Genomic DNA, 22,516 nt, shown 5'->3' on the forward strand with positions numbered 1-22,516 from the left:
ACTGACAACCTACCAACTTTTACGCAATGCCCATGGGTGCAACGCCAAAACCCTCTTTACTCCAGAACCTCACCGTCAACTACTCAGTGGAGAATCCGCCAGCGGCAACCAAAAACGGAAGCGGGCCCCTGCCGTTGAGCTAACCAGGCTGATATCCCCCCCATGGAGTTCAAGCATTCTACGCACGATCAGTAAGCCCAGGCCGCCGCGCTCAGCCCTCTGCTCACGGGGAACTAACGCGGTCGGGCGCTGAAATAATACTTCTCGCACAGCTTCTTCCACCCCTGGCCCGCTGTCCTGCACTTCAGCTAATAAACGGTCTTCATCACGCCAGACTTTTAGCCGCACTTCGCCTCCGTCAGGCGTATGACGGATAGCGTTATCCAGCAAATTCGTCACGACTCTTTCTATCATCGATAAATCGGCATTCACCAACGGTAACGGTCCCATGACGTCAAGGTGCAACTGCAAATGACGCGTGGCAACAGGGAGATCAAATTTCTGCGCCACATCCTGGATCAATTCACCAATAGCAAAACGTTCACGCTGCGGTTTTATACCGCCATGCTCCAGTCTTGCCAGCTCAAACAGCTGTTGTGACAGATGGCGAACCTTATGCCCCTGGCGCAGCGCGATGCTAAGATAATGCCGGTTTTCCTCAGGCGTCATCGTATCGGCTTTCAGCGACAGCATTTCCAGATACCCCAACAGTGAAGTCAACGGCGTGCGTAAATCGTGCGAAATATTGGCAATAAACTCTCTGCGCTGACGATCGCTGTCTGCTAATAAATCCCACTGCTGGGCAATTTTCTGCGCTAACTCGATAAACGCATTGTTCAGCAGCGCTATTTCATTCTCCGGTGCCGGTTCGGGATTTTTTTGCGCCAGCTGTTTGATGACGGTAATGCTGTCATTCTCCAGTTTTACCACCTGTCCGGTTAGCCTTTTCACTGGATTCGTCACCCATCGCCACACCAGAAAACTTGCAATTCCGGCGGCTAATAAAACCAGTATTAACGTCCAGGCCACGGTATTCCAGAGCGTTTTTTGCCAGGCGGTATTCGCCAGCATATTCAGATCTTCGCCCTGCAGAATAATATACAAATAGCCATGTAGTTCACCGTTATATAAAACCGGTGCGGCGCTGAATACTTTTTGCTGGCTGCTACGCGGATCGTTGCCATATACGGGCAACGCATCTGAGCTAAGGAAATCCTGAATCGGCTGTACGCTAATATTCTGTCGCTGGATATGCCCAGGCGGTGCGGCATCAGCGAGTATTTCACCTGACGGTGAAACCAGATACAGCTCCACGCTGGGGTTGAGCGTCATCAGGTGATTAAACAATCCTTTTAAGGTCTGGCGATTAACCTGCCCACTGGCATCAATAAGCGACTCACTTTTGACGATCTTGCTCGCCAGCTCCAGCGAGAGCCTTTGCACCATGGCGTCGCCATACTGTTTGCTACTGCGAACCTGGACAACACTGACGGTAACAGCGCAAATCAGCATAATGGCGGTAAAGACGAGGGTCAGACGCTGGCTCAGCGACAGGCGATAAATCATGGCTGATGCTCCGCGTTAACCGCAGCAAGCTTATAGCCTCGCCCCCAAACCGTGAGAATAATTTCCGGCTCAGCAGCATCCTTTTCAATTTTGGTCCGCAGGCGATTAATATGACTGTTCACCGTATGCTCATACCCTTCATGCTGGTAGCCCCACACCTGATCTAACAGCGCCTGACGCGAAAAGACCTCGCCTGGATGACGGGCGAAAAAATAGAGCAGATCGAATTCGCGCGGTGTCAAATCGAGGGATTTACCATGCTGCCGGACTTCACGGGCTAATGGGTCAATCTCTACGCCATGAACGGTGATAATCCCCGCCTCCATACGTAAGTTCTGACTCATCGCTTCCTGACGGCGAAACAACGCCTTCACCCGGGCCATCAACTCCAGCACCGAGAAAGGTTTGGCCAGATAATCATCGGCCCCCATTTCCAGCCCCAATACACGGTGCGTTTCGCTGGTGCGGGCGCTGATGATAATGACGGGCAAATAAAAACTCATTTGGCGAATGCGACGGCAAATCTCCAGCCCATCGACACCCGGCAGCATCAGATCGAGGATAACGGCATCCCAGACGTGTCTCTCCAGCTGTTCAAGCGCTCGCGTGCCGTCCGCCTCATGAACAATCTCGTACCCCTCATCCTTCAGGCTAAGCTGCAAAAGTGAGGCAATATCGCTGTCATCTTCCACCAAAAATATCTTTTTCGCGCCTGCCATCAGTGTCATCCCCCTCTCGTCGTGCTGAAAGCTTACCTCAGGCAAGAGGCGGAAGTTATCACAAAATTTTTAACTTTTCGTGAGGATCCAGGGATACGCATGCGAGCAGTATGCCGTTATAGACACGTCAGACATCAACAGGGAAACGTCGCTTTGTTTTCCTTAACATGAAAATAAGAAGGAAAAGTCATGCTAAAAAAACGTCCACTTCGGGAAGCAGATGTTACAGCCGAGTCAGTATTTTTTATGCAACGACGACAGATCCTCAAAGCACTAGGGATAGGTGCGGCTGCGGCCACGCTGTCCTCCCCTGCACAGGCTAATTTACTGGATTGGTTTAAAGGCAACGATCGTCCACCCGCCCCCGCAGGCAAAGCGCTTGAGTTCACAAAGCCCGAACGCTGGCAAAACAGCCTGTCTCTGACGCCAGAAGACAAGGTGACGGGCTACAACAATTTCTACGAATTTGGTCTGGATAAAGCCGATCCTGCCGCCAATGCCGGTAGCCTGAAAACCGATCCCTGGACGTTAACCATCAGCGGTGAGGTCAACAAACCTTTAACCCTGGATCACGATGCGCTGACCACACGCTTTCCATTAGAAGAGCGTATTTATCGGATGCGTTGCGTTGAGGCCTGGTCGATGGTTGTGCCGTGGGTGGGTTTTCCGTTGCATAAATTACTGGCACTGGTTGAGCCAACCAGTCACGCCAAATACGTCGCCTTTGAAACACGCTACGCCCCCGATGAAATGCCGGGCCAGAAAGACCGCTTTATTGGTGGTGGGTTGAAATATCCCTATGTCGAAGGTCTGCGGTTGGATGAGGCCATGCACCCGCTCACACTTCTCACCGTAGGCGTATATGGCAAAGCGTTGCCGCCGCAAAACGGGGCGCCGATACGCCTGACCGTCCCCTGGAAGTACGGCTTCAAGGGCATTAAATCGATAGTCAGTATTAAGCTGACGCGTGAGCAACCGCCAACGACCTGGAATATGTCAGCACCGAATGAATACGGTTTTTACGCCAATGTAAATCCGCAGGTCGATCACCCTCGCTGGTCTCAGGCTACTGAGCGTTTTATCGGTTCAGGTGGCATCCTCGATGTACAGCGACAGCCTACACTGCCTTTTAATGGTTATGCCGATGAGGTGGCATCGTTATATCAGGGCATGGATCTACGGGAGTATTTTTAAGTGAGGCTAACCGTAAAACAGATAACCGGTCTGAAAGTACTGCTGCATCTCGCCGGTTTTTTACCCCTGCTATGGCTCTTCTGGGCCGCGCAGCATGGCGGGTTGGGAGCCGATCCAGGAAAAGATATCCAGCACTTTACGGGCATTACCGCGCTGAAGTTTTTGCTGGCTACCCTGCTGATATCACCGCTCGCGCGCTATGCAAAGCAGCCGTTATTATTTCGCACCAGGCGGTTGTTAGGTTTATGGTGTTTTGCATGGGCCACACTGCATATAACCAGCTATGCTCTGCTGGAACTGGGTATACAAAACCTGGGATTGTTGGGTCGTGAACTGGTTTCACGTCCATGGCTAACGCTGGGTATGGCCGGTTGGATTATCTTGTTCTTGTTGACGTTGACCTCCACGCAAGCTGCGCAACGTAAAATGGGTAAACGCTGGCAAACGCTGCACAACTACGTTTACCTGGCCGCCGTTTTGCTACCGCTGCATTACCTGTGGTCGGTAAAAGTGTTATCACCGCTCCCCATTATTTACGCCATCGGTTTTGTGGTGCTGCTGGCTTTCCGCTATAAAAAGTTGTTACGGAAAAGCCGGTATAAAGGTGTGTTTATGAAAAGTGAGTGAACCGCGGTAAACTTCTTAACCACACCTAAACAGAACGAGAACAAAAAATGAGTAACAATGATAATTACCATCAGCTCACCCGCACGTTCCAGCGGCTCTCTCGCTTCTCCCACCTCTCGGCAATCGCCAGTTGGGACATGTTTACCATGATGCCGCCAGGCGGAAGCAAAGCCCGCGGCGAAGCGCTGGCTGAGCTGAGCGTGCTTGAACATCAGCTGTTAACCGACCCGAAGGTGGCAACATGGATCGCCGCAGCGCAACAGGAAGACCTCAACGATGTAGAACAGGCGAACCTGCGCGAAATGTCGCGACTGCATCACCAGGCATCCTTGTTGCCCGAATCGTTGGTAGAAGCAAAATCACTTGCGGGAAGCCGCTGTGAGCATGCCTGGCGTAGCCAGCGACCGGCAAATGACTGGGAAGGATTTTCCGAAAACCTGAAAGAGGTTGTGAAGTATAGCCGCGAAGAAGCCCGACTACGCGCAGAAGCTAAAGGCTGTTCGCCGTATGACTCATTACTGGACATCTTTGAACCAGGAATGACCAGCGCTCAGTTGGATGTCCTTTTCGCTGACGTTAAAAGCTGGCTGCCCGATCTGCTAAACAAAGTGGTGGCAAAGCAGTCTCAACAGTCGCTCATCGCCCCGGTAGGTCCTTTCCCAACCGCAATTCAGCGGGAACTGGGCCTTGAAACGATGGCGCAACTGGGATTCGATTTTGCGGCTGGTCGACTGGATATCAGCGCACATCCCTTCTGTGGCGGCGTACCGGAAGATGTTCGCATTACCACCCGCTATGATGAAAACGAATTACTCAGCGCACTGTTTGGCGTGATCCATGAAACCGGTCATGCGCGCTACGAGCAAAACCTGCCACACAGCTGGTCTGGGCAACCTATCGCTCTGGCACGCTCAACCGCCATTCATGAGTCCCAAAGTTTGTTCTTTGAGATGCAGCTGGGACGCAGTAAAGCCTTCCTTATGCGGTTAATTCCGGCTGTAACGCGCCACTTTGGCGATCAGGCAGCGTTTGAAGAAAGCAATTTCATCGCCTGGAACCAGCAGGTCAAACCCGGGTTTATCCGCGTTGATGCCGACGAGGTAAGCTACCCTGCTCACGTGATCCTGCGTTATGAAATCGAACGTGCACTTATTAATGGCGATATTGAAGTGGATGATATCCCGGCATTGTGGAACGAGAAAATGCAGGCCTGGCTGGGACTCTCTACGATCGGAAACTATCGTAACGGTTGTATGCAGGATATTCACTGGACCGATGGCGGCTTTGGCTACTTCCCTTCCTATACCCTGGGCGCCATGTATGCAGCACAGTTGTTCAGTGCCGCTAACCGCGCATTGCCTGATTTGAATCAGTCTATTGCGCAAGGTGAGTTTGGCGCCCTGTTTGACTGGTTACGTCAGAATATCTGGCAGCATGGCAGCCGCTTTACCACTGAACAGCTTATTACCCAGGCGACCGGAGAGCCGCTCAGCAGCCGTTATTTCCGCGCTCATCTGGAAGCCCGCTATTTGTAATCTTATACCGTGAGTCATTGTACAAACGGTTACACGCCGAAACCAATGACTCACGGAAGCCCTCTGATTACAGCGATATAGTTATTTCAACGGCCCCGCAGTGGGGTTGAATGAAAAACCAAATCGAGGGTATGAGAATGAAAAAAGTATTAGCTCTGGTTGTTGCCGCTGCTATGGGTCTGTCTTCTGCTGCGTTTGCTGCTGAGACAACTGCTACCACCGCTCCGGCTGCTGCTGCAACCACGAAAGCAGCCTCGGCGAAAACCACTCATCACAAAAAACAGCACGCTAAAAAATCCACCGCTAAACCAGCGGCAGAACAAAAAGCGCAGGCTGCCAAAAAACACACCAAAAAAGCTGCCACTAAACCGGCTGTAGAACAGAAAGCTCAGGCTGCTAAAAAACACACCAAAAAAGCTGCCACCAAACCAGCTACAGAACAAAAAGCACCAGAGCAGAAAGCTCAGGCCGCTAAAAAACACACCAAAAAAGCAGTAAAACACGACACCGCTAAACCAGCTGCTCAACCTGCTGCATAACACATTTGTAGTCACTATGGCGTCCCCCACGCCATAGCATACGGCGCTAAATCGACCTGATTTAGCGCCGCCTTTCGGAGGGTAAAATGGTGTCACATTACCGCTTTGAGTTCATTCTTATTACTCTGATAATTTGCGCACTCATCGCTATGCATTTTTATCTTTCTTGAGTGTAGTTATCTGATTTTACTCCCACTTTCCCGCCGTCCCGTCTATAGTATTAACTGAGGGTTTGCTGTTAAAAATCATAATTCCCCACCAGAGTGTGCTATGCAAAAAACCATTGCTGTGTTACTGGGTTCAATTTATTTACTTCCTGTCGTTGCACATGCGGATCAGCCTGCAACGGCCAGCGCTGAAGCAGAAAATATAAAAACGCTGTTTTTTGGTCATGACGATCGCATGAAAGTAACGGACCCAACGCAATCACCGTGGGACGCTATCGGACAACTGGAAACAGCCAGTGGTAATCTGTGTACCGCCACGCTCATTTCACCGCATCTGGCCCTGACTGCCGGACACTGTTTGCTCGCTCCACCGAAAGGCAAACCGGATAAAGCCGTCGCGTTACGCTTTGTGTCAAAAAAGGGCGTCTGGCGCTATGAGATCCATGGAATCGAAGGACGGGTTGATCCCTCACTCGGTAAACGTTTAAAAGCCGATGGAGATGGCTGGATTGTGCCGCCATCAGCAGCCCCGTGGGATTTTGGTTTGGTGGTGCTGCATTACCCGCCTTCCGGAATCACGCCCCTACCATTATTTGAAGGTGATAAAGCGGCGTTAACCGCGGCGTTGAAAACCGCCGATCGTAAAGTTACACAGTCGGGCTATCCGGAAGATCATCTGGACGACTTGTACACCCATCAGGATTGCGTGGTGACCGGCTGGGCGCAGAATACCGTCTTATCACACCAGTGCGATACGCTCCCGGGCGACAGCGGTTCACCATTGATGTTGAAGACAGATTCAGGCTGGCAGTTGATTGGTGTACAAAGCTCCGCTCCGGCGGCGAAAGATCGCTGGCGAGCCGATAATCGCGCCATATCCGTGACCGGTTTTCGCGATAAGCTGGAAGAGTTGGCGAAGGAATAACATATGCTGCCCGCATTAACGGGCAGCACGGATATCAGGCAAGTTTAATCATCACCATTCCGGCCAGCAGCAGCGCCACGCCGATCCAGCCTTTATTATTCAGGCGCTGACCAAACAATACCCAACCAGCCGCTAACGTCGCGGCAATCCCGAATCCGCCCCACAAGGCGTAGGCAACAGAAAGGTCTATACCTTTTACCGCCTGCGATAGCGCGCTAAAGGCCGCTAACACGGCAGCCAGCGACAGCACGCCATAAATCTTGCGGCGAAATCCATCAGAAAACTTCAAAAAGACGTTAGCGACAATTTCCAGCACGATGGCCATGCCAAGCCAGGCACCATGAACCCACTCAAACTGCTGCATGGGTCACCTCTTTGCTCGTTTTGGCAGGTTTTCGAGTCCCAGACTTGATCAGCACAATGCCTAATACCAGCGAGACCAGCCCAGCCACTTTCATCGTGGACAAGGTTTCGTCAAATAACAACACACTAAACAGCGTAATAAATAAAATACCGATACCTTCCCACAAGGCATAGGCCACACCAAGGGCAATTTTTTTAACGGCGAAACTGAGAAAAATATATGATAAGGCGATCATTACCAGCATTAAAATAAAGCCCGAATTACCATGGCCGACGCTTGCCCATTTCATTGACAGCGTACCGGTAATTTCAGCCGCGATGGCTAGACCTAATAATATCCAGTAAAACATGATGCTTCTCCTGCTTGAGAATATAGTCCTTTGGGCCTACTGCATGCAGTAAACCAAAAAATAGAATCAGTTAGCTCAGCGCACAGCGCCAGCTCAGGCAGAAGAAGGGACTAAAGCGCGTTGCGCCAGTGTTGCTCACCCGCAAGCAAGAAAGTGGAGGAGGTACGAAGAAGTGTAGGTAAACGCAAAAACATCCTGAACATATTGTCCATAATATTACAATTATCCGCAGTGTTGCTTCTCATCATCGCGGATGATAATTGTCCTCGGTAGTTAAACACAGATGATTTGTATCATAGCTTCAAGACGAACTCAAAGTCTTTTCACTTCTTTACCTGCCCCATTTGATTTTTGTTATAACGGCTCGACGCAAATCACATTATTATGCAGATTCAAAAATAAAAAATGCGGGAATACACATGGCGAAACCGATCATTACGCTTAACGGTCTAAAAATAGTCATTATGCTGGGCATGCTGGTTATCATCCTGAGTGGCATTCGCTTTGCCGCAGATATCATCGTCCCCTTTATTCTGGCGTTATTTATAGCCGTTGTGCTAAACCCCGTGGTGCAGCGGATGGTCAAGCTTCGCATACCTCGCGTATTTGCGGTGTCATTGCTTATCGTTATTATTGTCATGCTAATGGTGCTGCTGTTGGCGTATTTAGGTACATCCTTAAATGAACTTGCGCGTACGCTACCGCAATATCGCTCTTCACTGGTTATCCCACTGAAAAATCTTGAACCATGGTTACAACGCGCAGGGATCGGCGTTTCCGTGGACGAGCTCGTCAAATATATCGATCCAAACGCGGCAATGACGCTGGTGACCAATTTGCTGGCGCAGCTTTCAAATGCCATGTCATCGATATTTTTACTGCTACTGACGGTCGTTTTTATGCTGCTGGAAGTACCGCAATTGCCCAACAAACTCAAACAAATGATGAGCCGCCCCATTGAAGGTATGGCGGCGATTCAACGCGCCATCGACAGCGTCTCTCACTATCTGGTGCTTAAAACGGCAATCAGCATTGTGACCGGGTTGGTCGCCTGGGGCATGCTTGCTGCATTGGATGTGCGCTTCGCCTTTGTCTGGGGATTACTGGCCTTCGCCCTGAACTACATCCCTAATATCGGTTCGGTATTGGCAGCCATTCCCCCTATTGCTCAGGTGCTGGCATTCAGCGGCCTTTACGATGCGCTGGTGGTTTTGGCAGGCTATCTGGTTATCAACCTGGTATTCGGAAATATCCTCGAACCTCGGATCATGGGCCGCGGGCTGGGGCTGTCCACGCTGGTGGTGTTTCTGTCGTTGATCTTCTGGGGCTGGTTGCTCGGTCCCGTGGGGATGCTGCTTTCTGTGCCGCTAACCATCATCGTGAAAATCGCGCTTGAACAAACCAACGGCGGTCAAAGCATTGCCGTACTGCTTAGCGATCTGAATAAAGAATGAGTTTTCGCCCCGCCATCGCGGGGCATTTCCTTTATCGTTTCACGCGGAAAGCCAAAACGGCGCTTAACAGTGTAAATAACGCAATTATCCACGCCATGGTCCAGGGCGTGCCATCACTGAAGGCGGCCAGCAGTAACGATGAAATAATACCGCTACCGTATTGTAACGCGCCAATCAGCGCCGAAGCTGAACCCGCAATGTTCGGTACCGCATCCAGCGCAGCGGCAGTCGACGTCGCGGCAATAATGCCATTCATTGAGAAAAACAGGAAAACGGTGACGATAATCGCAATGACGCCACCTGATTCCAGCTTAACCAGCAGCGCAAGCACAACAGCAGCCAACGCCGCCAGCATCGTCGCATACTTCAGCAGTTGTTCCAGAGAGTGCCGCTGTACCAGACGACGATTTACCACGCTCATCGCCATAACGCCGACAATGTTTAGCGCAAACAACCAGCCGTAATGCTGTGGATCAACATGGTAATAGCTAATATAAACAAACGGTGACCCGGTAATAAACGCGTACGCACCGACGTAATAAAACGTCAGGCTCAGGGTATAGCGCATAAAACGCCCATTGGTTAACAACGAACGGTAATTACGAAATGCACCAGCTAAAGAGGCTTTCACCCGCTTCTCTTCCGGCAATGTTTCGGGCAGCCAGTTTAAGGAGATAAACATCAGCGCGCCAATCACCACCAGCAGCCAAAAAATAGAGTGCCAGGTGCTCAGGCGAATAATTTGCCCGCCAATCAATGGCCCGGCGATTGGCGCAATCGCCATCACCAACACCAGGGTCGAGAGCATTTGCGCCGCACGGGTACGAGCAAAGAGATCGCGGATCATCGCTCGCGCCAGCATAGGTCCGGTACAGGCACCAAGCGCCTGAAACACCCGCCAGAAAACAATTTGCGTAATACTTGTAGACAGCGCACACCCTACGGAACCAATTATAAATAGCACCATGCCGATAAACAGCGGATTACGCCGCCCCATATGATCGCTAATCGGCCCCCAAATCAACTGTGCAATAGTAAAACCAATTAAGAAACCGGTGATCGTCAGCTCAACATTGCCATGTAAATCCTCGGCCATCGTCGGCATTGCTGGAAGATAAATATCGGTAGAAAGCGATGTAAAGGCCATCAGGCCACTGAGGATCAAAATAAAAGTAAGACCGGTATGGCTTGCGGTGGCTACCGGCGAGGCATGTTCACGTGTACGCATAGTGCCCTGTCATGTTCTAAAAAGTCAGGTCGCAGTATATCTACAACGTATTGCTGCGATTAGACGGTTAAAACAGCATGAGTTTATGAATTGCAATCATGAATAGTGAAATCATATGCGTCTTATTCTGTGATGCACTTCCAATAATATCCTGCCAGAAATGAATACTACTCATAGGTTCATGCGAATTTCACAGACTAATCGTATCAACACAGATTTGCTAATCTGCAGCCAATACAACGATGATGCTCGGGAGACCTCTATGAATACAACAGTTCTGAATAACGGTGTTGAGATGCCCCTGCTCGGATTTGGCGTTTATCAAATGACCGATGCCAGCGAATGTGAGCAAGCCGTACGTGATGCCATTGACACAGGCTATCGCCTGATTGATACCGCAGCCTCCTACCAGAATGAAACTCAGGTCGGCAATGCACTTAAGCACAGCGGAGTCCCCCGTGAGGCGCTTTTTGTGACTACCAAACTGTGGTTACAGGATGCCAACTATGCAGGCGCAAAGGCGCAATTCGCACGTTCTCTGCAACGGCTTCAACTGGATTATATTGACCTTTATTTGATTCATCAGCCCTATGGCGATGTGCACGGTGCCTGGCGCGCGATGGAAGAATTATATGAAGAAGGGAAAATCCGCGCGATTGGCGTGAGTAACTTTCATCCGGATCGTCTGGCGGATTTAATGGCTTTCAATCGCATTATTCCAGCCGTTAACCAGATTGAGGTGAATCCTTTTCATCAGCAGCCGCATGCCGTCGCCTGGATGCAGAGCCGGAACATTCAGCCGCAAGCATGGGCACCATTTGCCGAGGGACGCAATGACCTGTTTCAGAACCCGGTCTTAGCGGCTATTGGTGAAAAATATGGCAAAAGCGTTGGTCAGGTCGTGCTGCGTTGGATTTATCAACGTGGGATTATCTCGCTGGCGAAAACCGTGCGTAAAACGCGGATGGCCGAGAATATTCAGGTGCTGGACTTTGCCCTAACGTTGGAAGAGATGACGCGAATTGCCGCGATGGACAGCGGAACCAGCGCGTTCTTCTCGCATCGCGATCCGGCTCGTGTGGAATGGATCACCCAGCGTAAACTGGATGTTTAAAAAAACGGCCTCCGCAGAGGCCGTCTTACTTTTACTGGCAATTACAGCGCTTTCAGGATCGCATCCACGCTGGCTTTGGCATCACCAAACAGCATATGGGTGTTATCTTTAAAGAACAGCGGGTTCTGCACACCTGCATAGCCGGTGTTCATTGAACGTTTGAACACAATGACGTTCTGCGCTTTCCACACTTCCAGCACCGGCATACCGGCGATCGGGCTGCGCGGGTCATCCTGCGCTGCCGGGTTTACCGTATCGTTGGCGCCAATAACCAGCACGGTATCGGTATCGGCGAAATCATCGTTGATCTCATCCATTTCCAGCACGATGTCATAAGGTACTTTGGCTTCCGCCAGCAGCACGTTCATATGACCTGGCAAGCGCCCTGCTACCGGGTGAATACCAAAACGCACTTTGATGCCGCGCGCGCGCAGTTTCTCAGTGATTTCCGCGACCGGATACTGTGCCTGAGCCACTGCCATGCCGTAGCCCGGGGTGATGATCACGGAGTGCGAGTTCTTCAGCATTTCTGCTGTGTCTTCCGCAGTAATCTCACGATGTTCACCCACTTCTTCATCAGACCCGGTAGAAGAACCGTCAGAACCAAAGCCGCCCGCAATAACGCTGAAGAATGAACGGTTCATCGCCTTACACATAATGTAGGACAGGATCGCACCAGAAGAACCGACCAGCGCACCGGTAACGATCAGCAGATCGTTGCTCAGCATAAAGCCCGCCGCTGCTGCCGCCCATCCTGAATAGGAGTTAAGCATTGAAACGACGACCGGCATATCCGCACCGCCGATGGAGGCCACCAGATGCCAGCCAAAGGCCAGTGCAATAATGGTCATCACCAGCAGGGCCAGAACCTGCAGGCCCACGCTTTCGGTACGAACAAACACCACCAGCAGCAGGAAAGAAACAACCAGCGCCGCCAGGTTCATTTTGTGACGATTCGGCAGCATCAGCGGTTTAGAGGAAATCTTGCCGCGCAGTTTGCCAAAGGCCACAACAGAACCGGTAAAGGTCACCGCACCGATGAAGATACCCAGGAACACTTCCGTCAGGTGAATGTTCACCAGAATCGGCTCCAGGCCCGTATCGTGATACAGGTAGCTGTTGAAACCCACCAGTACCGCAGCCAGACCGACGAAGCTGTGCAGAATTGCCACCAGCTCCGGCATCTCGGTCATTTCGACTTTCTTCGCCAGACGAATACCAATCGCGCCGCCGATGATCATCGCTACCAGGATCCACGCAACGTTGCCGGTATCCGGACCAAAAATCGTAGCAATCAGCGCAATCGCCATCCCGGCGATACCGTAGTTGTTACCCTGCTGAGAGGTTTCGTGTTTCGAAAGCCCCGCCAGACTAAAAATAAACAGGATCGCGGCAACAATGTATGCAGCTGTAACTAATCCTCCAGACATATGTTACCCCTTAGTTTTTCCGGAACATTTTCAGCATGCGCTGAGTCACGGTGAAGCCACCGAAAATATTAATGCTGGCAATAAGCACCGCGATAAAGCTCAGGAAACTCACCCAGCCACCCTGGCCAATTTGCAATAACGCCCCAACCACGATAATCCCCGAGATGGCGTTAGTTACAGACATCAGCGGAGTATGCAACGCATGTGACACATTCCAGACCACGTAGTAACCCACCACGCAGGAAAGCGCGAACACCGTAAAGTGACCAAGGAACTCTTTCGGTGCGACGTCGGCGAGCCAGCCAAACAAAATCACTACCAGCGCCATCAGCGCATATTTGCGCCACGGAGAGACAGGTTTTTTCTCTTCTTTCGGCGCAGGTGCGGCTTTTGGCGCAGCCTGTGGCTGAGCAGAAACCTGGATAGGCGGCGCAGGCCAGGTTATTTCACCATCACGAACTACCGTGACACCACGCACAACCACGTCGTCAAAATCGACAGTGATATTGCCGTCTTTCTCTTTGCACAACAGTTTGAGCAGGTTGACGAGGTTCGTGCCGTACAATTGGGAAGATTGCGTTGGCAGACGGCCAGGCAGATCGGTATAACCGATAACCTTCACCCCGTTCTCGGTGGTGGTCACCTGATTAGGCACGGTATATTCGCAGTTCCCGCCATTTTGCGCGGCAAGATCGACAATCACGCTGCCCGCTTTCATCGAATCAACCATTTCATGGGTGATCAGTTTCGGGGCCGGTTTGCCCGGGATCAGCGCAGTGGTAACGATAATGTCGACGTCTTTCGCCTGCGCTGCGAAGAGTTCCATTTCGGCTTTGATGAACGCTTCGGACATTACTTTGGCATAGCCATCGCCGCTGCCCGCTTCTTCTTTAAAGTCCAGTTCAAGGAACTCTGCGCCCATACTCTGCACTTGTTCCTTCACTTCCGGACGGGTATCAAAAGCACGCACGATAGCGCCCAGGCTGTTTGCCGCACCGATTGCCGCAAGACCTGCCACACCCGCACCAATCACCATGACCTTGGCAGGTGGAACCTTGCCTGCGGCGGTGATCTGGCCGGTGAAGAAGCGACCGAATTCATGGGCGGCTTCAACAATAGCGCGATACCCGGCGATGTTCGCCATCGAGCTTAAGGCATCCAGCGACTGCGCACGCGAAATACGCGGCACAGAGTCCATCGCCATAACTGTCACGTTGCGCTCTGCAAGCTTTTGCAACAGTTCAGGGTTTTGCGCGGGCCAAAGAAAACTCACCAGCGTCGTGCCCGGATTGAGTAACGGAATTTCCGCCTCCTCCGGCGCATTGACCTTCAGGATGATCTCTGACTGCCAGACTGCATTTCCATCAACAATCTCTGCGCCTGCTTGTACAAACGCTTTATCGTCAAAACTCGCCAGTTGACCTGCACCGCTTTCAACCGCGACGCTGAAACCCAGTTTAAGCAGCTGCTCAACGGTCTTCGGCGTGGCTGCTACGCGGGTTTCATTGGTTAACCGTTCTCTTGGTATGCCAATTCGCATAATGTTCCCTTCCATCTGTAATTATGATGATGGTTTATCAATGTTCGCACGAGGCATGCGCGCACTCTCGAGAGAGGTCAGTGTTACCTCAATAAAATAAAACAGTAACAAACTCTGTATAACCTACTGAAAATGACGCCTGTGATCTAGCGCCAAAAAACAGTATTTATTATGAAATTCGCGAAATAGAGATGAATCGAACCTCAGACAGATAAAATGCCCTAAAAATAGCCCACAAAGGCTGATAATTCGCTCAAGCGAAGCGGCAAAACATGATTACCCACCTGCTAAAAACAATTAATTAACATTAAATTAACTTATGGAATTCAACTGCTTTATCAGTTTTGGTCACCAAACGCCGAAATATTCGGCATATCACAAAATGTTATCGATGTTGTTACGCCAGGTGGCACGATGAGTGAAAATTGACGCAGACACTGACGCAATTTAAATGCAATAATCAGCGACGTTTCTAGTCAATAACAATACCAGTACCTGGTTTGCGCAAGGCGAAGGATTATTTTTATGAAGCTTAAGAACACTCTCCTGGCGTCCGCACTTATTTCTGCGACTGCTTTTTCTGTAAATGCAGCGACAGAATTGACGCCGGAGCAAGCGGCTGCCCTGAAACCCTATGACCGCATTGTGGTCACCGGCCGTTTTAATGCTATCGGTGACGCGGTTGCTGCCGTTTCACGCCGTGCAGATAAAGACGGTGCAGCCTCCTTTTATGTTGTTGATACCTCAGATTTTGGCAGCGGCGGTAACTGGCGCGTTGTTGCCGACGTCTATAAAGCCGACGCTGAAAAAGCGGAAGCGTCAAAAAACCGTGTCATTAACGGCGTTATGGAATTGCCAAAAGACCAGGCCGTTCTGATAGAACCTTACGACACCGTAACGGTACAGGGTTTCTACCGTAGCCAGCCTGAAGTAAACGATGCCATCACCAAAGCAGCGAAAGAGAAAGGCGCTTACTCCTTCTATATCGTGCGTCAGGTCGATGCCAACCAGGGCGGCAACCAGCGTATTACTGCATTCATCTATAAAGCTGATGCGAAAAAACGCGTTGTACAAAGCCCTGATGCGATCCCTGCAGATTCAGATGCTGGTCGTGCCGCATTAGCAGCAGGTGGCGAAGCCGCGAAGAAAGTTGAGATCCCAGGCGTAGCAACTACCGCTTCTCCGAGTGCTGAAGTCGGACGCTTCTTCGAAACGCAATCCACCAAAGGCGGTCGTTACACTGTCACGCTTCCGGATGGAACCAAAGTTGAAGAACTGAACAAAGCGACCGCCGCCATGATGGTACCGTTTGACAGCATTAAGTTCACCGGTAACTACGGCAACATGACGGAAGTTTCTTATCAGGTAGCAAAACGCGCAGCGAAGAAAGGTGCGAAGTACTATCACATTACCCGCCAGTGGTCAGAACGTGGTAACAACGTGACGATCAGCGCCGATCTGTATAAGTAATACCCAATGCCTTATCAGGTCTACAGCCCTTGTAGACCTGATAATTTTCCGCGTTTCAGTTCCCAGGCAAAACAAAAACAGCAGTATTAAGACAACTTTTCACACTATTAGTCACAAATCTCTCTATCCCCATTGCATGCGTTCTCTTCTCTCCGTAAAATCCCGCGCCTTAGTGGCTTTCACCATTTTTATGCGGTTTGCCAAAATAATTGTTCTCTCACTCTCGTTTTTGTAACTGGATACAAATGGAAAAGAAATTGGGTCTGAGCGCACTGACCGCGCTGGTTTTAAGCTCAATGCTCGGCGCTGGCGTTTTCAGCCTGCCACAAAATATGGCGGCAGTAGCCAGCCCGGCTGCATTACTGATTGGCTGGGCGATTACCGGTGCGGGTATCCTTTTGCTCGCCTTTGCCATGCTGATCCTGACGCGTATCCGTCCTGAACTGGATGGCGGTATCTTTACTTATGCGCGTGAAGGTTTCGGCGAGCTGATCGGCTTCTGCTCCGCGTGGGGATACTGGCTGTGCGCTGTTATCGCTAACGTTTCGTATCTGGTCATTGTCTTCTCTGCGCTCAGTTTCTTTACCGACACACCAGAATTACGTCTGTTTGGCGACGGTAATACCTGGCAGTCGATTGTCGGCGCATCGGTACTGTTATGGGTAGTCCATTTTCTGGTGTTGCGGGGAGTACAAACCGCGGCCAGCATTAACCTGGTCGCTACTCTGGCAAAACTACTGCCGCTGGGCCTGTTTATCGTGCTGGCGTTCATGCTGTTTAAGCTCGACACCTTTACTCTCGATTTCACCGGCGTCGCGTTAGGTGTGCCTGTCTGGGAGCAGGTCAAAAACACCATGCTCATTACCCTGTGGGTTTTCATCGGTGTGGAAGGCGCGGTGGTGGTATCTGCCCGCGCCAGAAACAAACGCGATGTTGGTCGCGCCACGTTGCTGGCTGTACTCGCCGCACTGGGCGTTTACCTGTTAGTCACCTTGCTATCTCTCGGCGTTGTCGCGCGGCCTGAACTGGCGGAGATCCGCAATCCATCAATGGCCGGTCTGATGGTTAAAATGATGGGGCCATGGGGCGAAATTATTATTGCCGCGGGTCTGATTGTTTCCGTATGCGGTGCCTATTTAAGCTGGACGATTATGGCGGCGGAAGTGCCGTTCCTCGCCTCCACGCATAAAGCATTTCCGCGTATTTTTGCACGACAGAATGCACAGGGAGCGCCATCGGCATCGCTGTGGCTAACCAACATCTGTGTACAAATCTGCCTTGTGCTGATCTGGCTCACAGGTTCCGACTACAATACGTTACTGACTATCGCCTCAGAGATGATTCTGGTGCCCTATTTGCTGGTCGGCGCATTTCTGTTAAAAATTGCCACCCGTCCGATTCATAAGGCTGTCGGTATCGGCGCGAGTATTTATGGCATATGGTTATTGTATGCGTCAGGTCCGATGCACCTACTGCTGTCTGTGGTGTTGTATGCGCCAGGGCTGTTGGTCTTCCTTTATGCCCGTAAAACGCACACGCATGAAAACGTATTAAAACGCCAGGAAATGGCGCTGATCGGCCTGCTGCTTGTTGCTGCGGTGCCGGCTACCTGGATGCTGATGGGGTAACGTTATACCCATCGTTCGCGACATATGGAGATTACGATGGGTAAAAAAAACCCTTTGCCAATTCTTATCACCGGAGGTGGTCGTCGTATCGGCCTCGCCGTCGCATGGCACTTTCTGAATCAAAAACAGCCAGTTATTGTCAGCTACCGTACTCACTATCCTGCCATTGAAGGCCTGCGAGAAGCAGGGGCGATTTGTATCCCGGCTGACTTTTCCACGGATGAAGGTGTGCTGGCCTTTGCTGATGAGGTCAAAGCACAGACGGATGGCTTGCGCGCCATTGTGCATAATGCCAGCGCCTGGGTAGCCGAAAAACCCGGCACACCGCTTAGCGAAGTACTGTCACGCATGATGCAGATCCACGTCAATACGCCCTACCTGCTCAACCACGCGCTGGAAGGATTGCTACGCGGTCATGGGCACGCAGCCAGCGACATTATCCATTTCACGGACTATGTTGTTGAGCGTGGCAGCGACAAGCACATTGCTTATGCTGCCAGCAAAGCGGCGCTGGATAATATGACCCGCTCGTTCGCGCGCAAACTGGCACCGGAGGTGAAAGTGAACGCGATTGCCCCCTCGCTTATCCTGTTTAACGAGGGTGACGATGCAGAGTATCGCCAGCAGGCACTGAACAAATCACTGATGAAAACCGCACCAGGTGAAAAAGAGGTCATTGATTTAATTGACTATCTCCTAACCAGTTGTTTTGTCACCGGCCGTAGTTTCGCCCTTGATGGCGGGCGTCATCTGCGTTAGTGCAGTTTGATCCAACAAAAGATCAGCAACCACGCGCTCAGGCTCCAGCACACTACTGCACCGCCGAGCGCGACGGGTAAGCGCATAAACCCGGTGAAATACCACAGTGAAACAAGGTAGACAAAATAGGGAATAATCGACCACATGCTGAATAAAATGGTTGTACGTAACGCCTCGATCCCTCGTTCACTGGCCACGATATAGTGGGCAATCAACGCAAACGTCGGGAACAGTGGAATTAATCCAGCAATATAGTAATTCTTTGTTTTCGCCAGCAAACCAATCAACACCACCACCAGCGCACCGAGCGCCGCTTTTATAACGAGTCCCATCACTCTGCCTTAACACACCAATAACATCAGCCCCTAGCATAACGGAAGCGTTCTTGTTTAGAAAAGATTAATGGAAGGAAAAACCTGGGCGGTGTATGTTGGCGTTTTATATTCAAAATGAATGATATGAACACCATCGTATTTGTTGAAGATGATCCCGAAGTTGGCTCACTGATTGCAGCCTACCTGGCCCGGCATGATATTGAGGTTATCGTTGAACCTCGTGGTGATTTGGCCGAGGAGAAAATTCTGCAAGTTCAACCCGATCTGGTGTTATTAGATATCATGCTGCCGGGAAAAGACGGGATGACTATCTGCCGCGATTTACGCGGGCGATGGCAAGGCCCGATTGTCCTGCTCACCTCGCTGGACAGCGACATGAACCATATCCTGGCGCTGGAAATGGGTGCCTGTGATTATATCCTGAAGACAACACCGCCCGCTGTGCTGCTGGCTCGCCTGCGCCTGCACCTGCGCCAGAATGAACACTCAGTCCAGTCTAAAGGCATTCAGGCAGCAACCATCACACCGCACACAACGCTGCGTTTTGGCACACTCACTATCGATCCCACCAACCGCTCCGTACTGCTCGGCGGCGAGCAAATCTCTCTTTCCACCGCTGATTTTGAATTACTGTGGGAGCTGGCAACCCATGCCGGGCAGATTATGGACCGTGATGCGTTGCTAAAGAACCTGCGTGGCGTAAGTTATGACGGCATGGACCGCAGCGTCGATGTCGCGATTTCCCGGTTACGCAAAAAACTGCTTGATAACGCGACTGAACCCTATCGAATCAAAACGGTACGCAACAAAGGTTATCTGTTCGCACCGCACGCCTGGGACGACGCGCCACAGAAGTAATGTTACCGGGCCGATCTCATTGGTCGGCTGAATCCGTTACACTGTCACGTAAAATCGTCTACAGAACAGGCATATAAACACCATCCGACGCCGTTCCACACTTTTTGTGTGGCTGTAGCCCTCCCCCCTCCCTATAATCCGTCGCGGTCCTGAACCCTTATGGTTCATAGGTTTTTTTCGCACTAACAAAACTCTTTCCGGCATTTCAGGTGCTGAATGAGGCAAGAGGCTACAATATGTTCGTAACGCTCGCGTATATCGCGTTCTTTTTGGTTTGTTCATGGGCAATTTTTAGAATCAACCAAAAAAGTCACTCTCTTTCAAAAAGCGTCTTCATCGCTATTTTTATGGGTGCCGTTATCGGCTTATCCCTGCATCTCATTGCTGCTGACGAAAGTAAAACAGTTATCGACTGGTATAATGTTATCGGCAACGGTTATGTTAATTTACTGAAGCTGGTTGCGGTTCCGCTGATTTTCATCTCTATTCTCTCAGCCATTAATAAGCTCGAAAACAGCGCTGGCATTGGGAAAATGTCGTTAACCATTGTCGGATGCATGCTCTGTCTGGTAATGATTGCCGGTTTTATTGGGCTGTTGACTGCGCATGTATTAGGTCTGGACGCCAGTGCATTTGTTCATATGCAGTCCACACTGACGGCAGACGATGTGAGTAAAACTGCCGCCATTTCACTGCCTAAACTGGTTACATCTCTGATCCCAACGAATATCTTCCTCGATCTAACAGGAGCCAGAAGCGTTTCCGTCATTGGCATTGTTATCTTCACCCTGCTTGCCGGCGTGGCATTATTAAAGGTCAAACAAGACGCCCCGCAAGAAGGTGAAAAATTAAGTGCTGGCATTAACGCTATCCAGATTTGGGTGATGAAAATGGTGCGTATCGTTATTGCCCTCACCCCTTATGGTGTGATGGCATTAATGGCAGGCGTATTTTCCGCGTATCGATTTGAACAATTTGCCAGTCTGTTAGGCTTTATTGCTGCCTGTTACCTTGCGATTCTGATGATGTTTATCGTCCACGCACTGATACTGGTTCTGAGCGGTAATAATCCCGTTCACTATTTTAAAACTGTCTGGCCAGTTTTAACCTTTGCATTTGTTTCACGCAGCAGTGCAGCATCTATTCCACTGGCTATTTCCGCACAAGAAAAATTTGGCGTGCAAAACACCATTGCTAATATTGCAGCTTCATTCGGCTCCAGCATGGGTCAAAACGGCTGTGCTGGGATCTATCCGGCTATTATGGTGGCGATGATTGCTCCAACAATTGGGATTGATCCGCTATCAGTACATTTTTTGCTCGCCATGCTACCTGCGATTGCGCTGGGTTCTATTGGGGTGGCGGGTGTAGGCGGTGGCGGAACATTTGCTGCGCTGATCGTCCTTTCAACGCTGAACTTCCCGGTCGCGCTGGTGGGGATTTTCATTGCTATCGAGCCTGTCGTCGATATGGCCAGAACGGCATTAAACGTGAACGGTTCGATGATGTCTGGCGTGCTGGCTAACAGGCTCCTGAAAAAGAGTGCTGAAAAACCACAACCCGTGAACGCGAAATAGTCAGTCCTAAAAAGATCAAAGCCTTCCTGTTCCTGGAAGGCTTTCTTTTGTGTCAACTAAACGTCAGTCCGTCGTATTTTTTCCAACGGTAGTTTACGGCGGAGATAATCCAGCAGCCGATAAAGACGCCAATAATCGCAAATCCGACATTCCCCATATGGTCACTCAAATCGCTGACGGTATCCCACAAACCACCCTGGAGCGAAAACGCGTCAGAGAGAAGCCCCAGCGCCTCCAGTCCGCCGATAAAGAGCGCAACAATCACGGAAGTCCCGGTAATGGTCATATTGTAATAGAGCTTGCGTTGCGGCTTATTGAACGCCCATCCGTAGGCCTCAACCATCAGAATACTGTCGAGACAATCAATTAACGCCATACCGCAGGTAAACAGCGCCGGGAACACGAGAATTGACCAAACCGACATGCCGCTGGACGCGCTTGAAGCAGAAATTCCCAACAGAGAAATTTCAGTAGCGGTATCAAAACCCAGACCAAACAGAAAGCCGACAAAATACATATGCCAGTCTTTACCTACCAGCCGAAACGCTGAGCGGAAAAGCCAGTTCAGAGGGCCTGAAACTGTAATGTCTTCCGTGGTGCCATCGTAAGTACCGGTGCGTTTAAGATGGCGGAATGCCTTCCAGACCTGGTAGAAAATAATGAGATTGATGGTAGCCAGAATCAGCAAAAATACGGCAGAGACCGTAGTTCCTATCAGACCGCCGACACTCTGAAACCATGCCATATGTTGCTTAAACACGCTGGTAGTCAGCGCAATGCCAATGCTCGCCAGTACCACAATGGTAGAGTGTCCCAGAGAAAACCAGGCCCCCGTCGTCAGGGCACGTTTTTTCTGCTGCATGAGTTTACGCGTAGCGCTGTCTATCGCGGCGATATGATCGGCATCTACGGCATGGCGCAAACCATAGCACCACGCAATCAGACTCAGTGCCAGCAACGAAGTGTTGTTGCTAAACGCGGTGAAAGCCCACAGCCACGCCACGATGTTTGCCCCGATGAGTAAAACCATCAACAAAAGAATATTCGGGCGTTTTTTTAATAATGAAAACAATGCGTTCATTGTTTCCCGCCAGCTAAATTTGAGCTAAACAACACACCATACCGCCGTTCATTGATT

23 protein-coding genes are annotated in these 22,516 nt (G+C 50.7%); 13 read left to right on the forward strand and 10 right to left on the reverse strand.

Annotated elements, in window-relative coordinates:
• Nucleotides 1-75: 75 nt before the first annotated feature.
• Nucleotides 76-1,566 carry a sensor histidine kinase gene (locus tag OGY83_RS05295; protein WP_286635411.1) on the reverse strand — a complete coding sequence of 497 codons (1,491 nt, stop codon included), beginning with the start codon at nucleotides 1,564-1,566 and terminating at the stop codon, nucleotides 76-78.
• Nucleotides 1,563-2,285 carry a winged helix-turn-helix domain-containing protein gene (locus OGY83_RS05300; protein ID WP_286635905.1) on the reverse strand — a complete coding sequence of 241 codons (723 nt, stop codon included), beginning with the start codon at nucleotides 2,283-2,285 and terminating at the stop codon, nucleotides 1,563-1,565. The genes OGY83_RS05295 and OGY83_RS05300 overlap by 4 nt, the downstream gene beginning before the upstream one ends.
• Nucleotides 2,286-2,474: 189 nt before the next feature.
• Between OGY83_RS05300 and msrP the strand changes: the two genes are divergently transcribed.
• From msrP to OGY83_RS05325, 6 genes are all read left to right on the forward strand, one after another.
• Nucleotides 2,475-3,479, forward strand: coding sequence for a protein-methionine-sulfoxide reductase catalytic subunit MsrP (gene msrP, locus OGY83_RS05305; RefSeq protein ID WP_191233526.1), 1,005 nt, complete (start codon nucleotides 2,475-2,477; stop codon nucleotides 3,477-3,479).
• On the forward strand, nucleotides 3,480-4,106 hold the full coding sequence (gene msrQ, locus OGY83_RS05310) for a protein-methionine-sulfoxide reductase heme-binding subunit MsrQ (RefSeq protein ID WP_286635412.1): 627 nt from the start codon (nucleotides 3,480-3,482) through the stop codon (nucleotides 4,104-4,106).
• A 47-nt stretch (nucleotides 4,107-4,153) separates the two neighbouring features.
• Nucleotides 4,154-5,641, forward strand: coding sequence for a carboxypeptidase M32 (locus OGY83_RS05315; protein ID WP_191212743.1), 1,488 nt, complete (start codon nucleotides 4,154-4,156; stop codon nucleotides 5,639-5,641).
• Between the two features lie 137 nt (nucleotides 5,642-5,778).
• Nucleotides 5,779-6,180 carry an acid resistance repetitive basic protein Asr gene (asr, locus tag OGY83_RS05320; protein WP_286635906.1) on the forward strand — a complete coding sequence of 134 codons (402 nt, stop codon included), beginning with the start codon at nucleotides 5,779-5,781 and terminating at the stop codon, nucleotides 6,178-6,180.
• Between the two features lie 86 nt (nucleotides 6,181-6,266).
• Nucleotides 6,267-6,350, forward strand: a complete 84-nt coding sequence (ydgU, locus tag OGY83_RS25275) for a small membrane protein YdgU (protein WP_049259791.1) — start codon at nucleotides 6,267-6,269, stop codon at nucleotides 6,348-6,350.
• Between the two features lie 100 nt (nucleotides 6,351-6,450).
• Nucleotides 6,451-7,272 (forward strand): trypsin-like serine peptidase, encoded by an 822-nt coding sequence (locus tag OGY83_RS05325; protein WP_286635413.1) that lies wholly within the window; start codon nucleotides 6,451-6,453, stop codon nucleotides 7,270-7,272.
• 34 nt (nucleotides 7,273-7,306) lie between these two features.
• Here the strand turns inward: OGY83_RS05325 and mdtI are convergent, their stop codons facing one another.
• The 3 genes from mdtI to OGY83_RS25280 all read right to left on the reverse strand — a co-directional run bounded on the left by mdtI (nucleotide 7,307) and on the right by OGY83_RS25280 (nucleotide 8,266).
• The gene (mdtI, locus tag OGY83_RS05330) at nucleotides 7,307-7,636 is read right to left on the reverse strand and encodes a multidrug/spermidine efflux SMR transporter subunit MdtI (protein ID WP_003832870.1); all 330 of its coding nucleotides are present in this window, start codon (nucleotides 7,634-7,636) and stop codon (nucleotides 7,307-7,309) included.
• Nucleotides 7,623-7,988, reverse strand: coding sequence for a multidrug/spermidine efflux SMR transporter subunit MdtJ (gene mdtJ / locus OGY83_RS05335; RefSeq protein ID WP_162623449.1), 366 nt, complete (start codon nucleotides 7,986-7,988; stop codon nucleotides 7,623-7,625). Before mdtJ ends, mdtI begins: the two co-directional genes overlap by 14 nt.
• 107 nt (nucleotides 7,989-8,095) lie before the next feature.
• Complete coding sequence (locus tag OGY83_RS25280) at nucleotides 8,096-8,266, reverse strand: protein YdgV (protein ID WP_087050578.1); 171 nt, start codon at nucleotides 8,264-8,266, stop codon at nucleotides 8,096-8,098.
• Nucleotides 8,267-8,404: 138 nt separating this feature from the next.
• Here OGY83_RS25280 and OGY83_RS05340 point away from each other — a divergent pair, with 138 nt between their 5' ends.
• Nucleotides 8,405-9,439 (forward strand): AI-2E family transporter, encoded by a 1,035-nt coding sequence (locus OGY83_RS05340; protein ID WP_123267143.1) that lies wholly within the window; start codon nucleotides 8,405-8,407, stop codon nucleotides 9,437-9,439.
• Nucleotides 9,440-9,470: 31 nt separating this feature from the next.
• Here the strand turns inward: OGY83_RS05340 and OGY83_RS05345 are convergent, their stop codons facing one another.
• The gene (locus tag OGY83_RS05345; RefSeq protein ID WP_286635414.1) at nucleotides 9,471-10,667 is read right to left on the reverse strand and encodes a Bcr/CflA family multidrug efflux MFS transporter; all 1,197 of its coding nucleotides are present in this window, start codon (nucleotides 10,665-10,667) and stop codon (nucleotides 9,471-9,473) included.
• Between the two features lie 262 nt (nucleotides 10,668-10,929).
• Here OGY83_RS05345 and OGY83_RS05350 point away from each other — a divergent pair, with 262 nt between their 5' ends.
• Entirely contained in the window at nucleotides 10,930-11,781 is an 852-nt protein-coding gene (locus OGY83_RS05350; RefSeq protein ID WP_286635415.1) for an aldo/keto reductase, read from the forward strand.
• Between the two features lie 41 nt (nucleotides 11,782-11,822).
• Here the strand turns inward: OGY83_RS05350 and pntB are convergent, their stop codons facing one another.
• A complete protein-coding gene (gene pntB, locus OGY83_RS05355) occupies nucleotides 11,823-13,211 on the reverse strand; it encodes a Re/Si-specific NAD(P)(+) transhydrogenase subunit beta (RefSeq protein ID WP_003832859.1) in 1,389 nt (462 codons plus the stop codon).
• Nucleotides 13,212-13,221: 10 nt separating this feature from the next.
• A complete protein-coding gene (pntA, locus tag OGY83_RS05360) occupies nucleotides 13,222-14,751 on the reverse strand; it encodes a Re/Si-specific NAD(P)(+) transhydrogenase subunit alpha (protein ID WP_286635416.1) in 1,530 nt (509 codons plus the stop codon).
• 525 nt (nucleotides 14,752-15,276) lie between these two features.
• On the opposite strand from pntA, the gene ydgH reads away from it, so the two are divergent.
• The 3 genes from ydgH (at nucleotide 15,277) to folM (ending at nucleotide 18,608) form a co-directional block, all read left to right on the forward strand.
• Nucleotides 15,277-16,221 (forward strand): DUF1471 family protein YdgH, encoded by a 945-nt coding sequence (gene ydgH / locus OGY83_RS05365; protein ID WP_079937836.1) that lies wholly within the window; start codon nucleotides 15,277-15,279, stop codon nucleotides 16,219-16,221.
• A 245-nt stretch (nucleotides 16,222-16,466) separates the two neighbouring features.
• A complete protein-coding gene (locus OGY83_RS05370; RefSeq protein WP_123267139.1) occupies nucleotides 16,467-17,849 on the forward strand; it encodes an amino acid permease in 1,383 nt (460 codons plus the stop codon).
• A 36-nt stretch (nucleotides 17,850-17,885) separates the two neighbouring features.
• Nucleotides 17,886-18,608: a dihydromonapterin reductase gene (gene folM, locus OGY83_RS05375; RefSeq protein WP_286635417.1), complete on the forward strand. Its 723-nt coding sequence runs from the start codon at nucleotides 17,886-17,888 to the stop codon at nucleotides 18,606-18,608.
• Here the strand turns inward: folM and OGY83_RS05380 are convergent.
• Nucleotides 18,605-18,940, reverse strand: coding sequence for a GlpM family protein (locus OGY83_RS05380; protein ID WP_286635418.1), 336 nt, complete (start codon nucleotides 18,938-18,940; stop codon nucleotides 18,605-18,607). The two genes, folM and OGY83_RS05380, sit on opposite strands and share 4 nt — an antisense overlap.
• Before the next feature lie 117 nt (nucleotides 18,941-19,057).
• On the opposite strand from OGY83_RS05380, the gene rstA reads away from it, so the two are divergent.
• The gene (gene rstA / locus OGY83_RS05385) at nucleotides 19,058-19,801 is read left to right on the forward strand and encodes a two-component system response regulator RstA (RefSeq protein ID WP_191212748.1); all 744 of its coding nucleotides are present in this window, start codon (nucleotides 19,058-19,060) and stop codon (nucleotides 19,799-19,801) included.
• Between the two features lie 236 nt (nucleotides 19,802-20,037).
• Entirely contained in the window at nucleotides 20,038-21,378 is a 1,341-nt protein-coding gene (locus OGY83_RS05390; RefSeq protein ID WP_286635419.1) for an L-cystine transporter, read from the forward strand.
• A gap of 52 nt (nucleotides 21,379-21,430) precedes the next feature.
• Here OGY83_RS05390 and OGY83_RS05395 read toward each other — a convergent pair whose 3' ends face one another.
• On the reverse strand, nucleotides 21,431-22,459 hold the full coding sequence (locus OGY83_RS05395) for a HoxN/HupN/NixA family nickel/cobalt transporter (RefSeq protein ID WP_286635420.1): 1,029 nt from the start codon (nucleotides 22,457-22,459) through the stop codon (nucleotides 21,431-21,433).
• Between the last annotated feature and the right edge of the window lie 57 nt (nucleotides 22,460-22,516).

Source organism: Citrobacter sp. Cpo090 (assembly GCF_030332665.1).
In the GTDB taxonomy this organism is placed as follows: domain Bacteria; phylum Pseudomonadota; class Gammaproteobacteria; order Enterobacterales; family Enterobacteriaceae; genus Citrobacter; species Citrobacter portucalensis.

What these genes read in the sequence shown, in the direction of transcription:
- pntB (WP_003832859.1), bottom strand. Translation starts at nt 13,211, where the DNA reads ATGTCTGGAGGATTAGTTACAGCTGCATACATTGTTGCCGCGATCCTG.
- msrP (WP_191233526.1), top strand. Translation starts at nt 2,475, where the DNA reads ATGCTAAAAAAACGTCCACTTCGGGAAGCAGATGTTACAGCCGAGTCA.
- asr (WP_286635906.1), top strand. Translation starts at nt 5,779, where the DNA reads ATGAAAAAAGTATTAGCTCTGGTTGTTGCCGCTGCTATGGGTCTGTCT.
- mdtI (WP_003832870.1), bottom strand. Translation starts at nt 7,636, where the DNA reads ATGCAGCAGTTTGAGTGGGTTCATGGTGCCTGGCTTGGCATGGCCATC.
- ydgU (WP_049259791.1), top strand. Translation starts at nt 6,267, where the DNA reads ATGGTGTCACATTACCGCTTTGAGTTCATTCTTATTACTCTGATAATT.
- OGY83_RS05315 (WP_191212743.1), top strand. Translation starts at nt 4,154, where the DNA reads ATGAGTAACAATGATAATTACCATCAGCTCACCCGCACGTTCCAGCGG.
- OGY83_RS05380 (WP_286635418.1), bottom strand. Translation starts at nt 18,940, where the DNA reads ATGGGACTCGTTATAAAAGCGGCGCTCGGTGCGCTGGTGGTGGTGTTG.
- OGY83_RS05395 (WP_286635420.1), bottom strand. Translation starts at nt 22,459, where the DNA reads ATGAACGCATTGTTTTCATTATTAAAAAAACGCCCGAATATTCTTTTG.
- OGY83_RS05345 (WP_286635414.1), bottom strand. Translation starts at nt 10,667, where the DNA reads ATGCGTACACGTGAACATGCCTCGCCGGTAGCCACCGCAAGCCATACC.
- OGY83_RS05300 (WP_286635905.1), bottom strand. Translation starts at nt 2,285, where the DNA reads ATGGCAGGCGCGAAAAAGATATTTTTGGTGGAAGATGACAGCGATATT.
- rstA (WP_191212748.1), top strand. Translation starts at nt 19,058, where the DNA reads ATGAATGATATGAACACCATCGTATTTGTTGAAGATGATCCCGAAGTT.
- OGY83_RS05340 (WP_123267143.1), top strand. Translation starts at nt 8,405, where the DNA reads ATGGCGAAACCGATCATTACGCTTAACGGTCTAAAAATAGTCATTATG.
- OGY83_RS05370 (WP_123267139.1), top strand. Translation starts at nt 16,467, where the DNA reads ATGGAAAAGAAATTGGGTCTGAGCGCACTGACCGCGCTGGTTTTAAGC.
- OGY83_RS05295 (WP_286635411.1), bottom strand. Translation starts at nt 1,566, where the DNA reads ATGATTTATCGCCTGTCGCTGAGCCAGCGTCTGACCCTCGTCTTTACC.
- OGY83_RS05390 (WP_286635419.1), top strand. Translation starts at nt 20,038, where the DNA reads ATGTTCGTAACGCTCGCGTATATCGCGTTCTTTTTGGTTTGTTCATGG.
- pntA (WP_286635416.1), bottom strand. Translation starts at nt 14,751, where the DNA reads ATGCGAATTGGCATACCAAGAGAACGGTTAACCAATGAAACCCGCGTA.
- OGY83_RS05350 (WP_286635415.1), top strand. Translation starts at nt 10,930, where the DNA reads ATGAATACAACAGTTCTGAATAACGGTGTTGAGATGCCCCTGCTCGGA.
- folM (WP_286635417.1), top strand. Translation starts at nt 17,886, where the DNA reads ATGGGTAAAAAAAACCCTTTGCCAATTCTTATCACCGGAGGTGGTCGT.
- OGY83_RS05325 (WP_286635413.1), top strand. Translation starts at nt 6,451, where the DNA reads ATGCAAAAAACCATTGCTGTGTTACTGGGTTCAATTTATTTACTTCCT.
- ydgH (WP_079937836.1), top strand. Translation starts at nt 15,277, where the DNA reads ATGAAGCTTAAGAACACTCTCCTGGCGTCCGCACTTATTTCTGCGACT.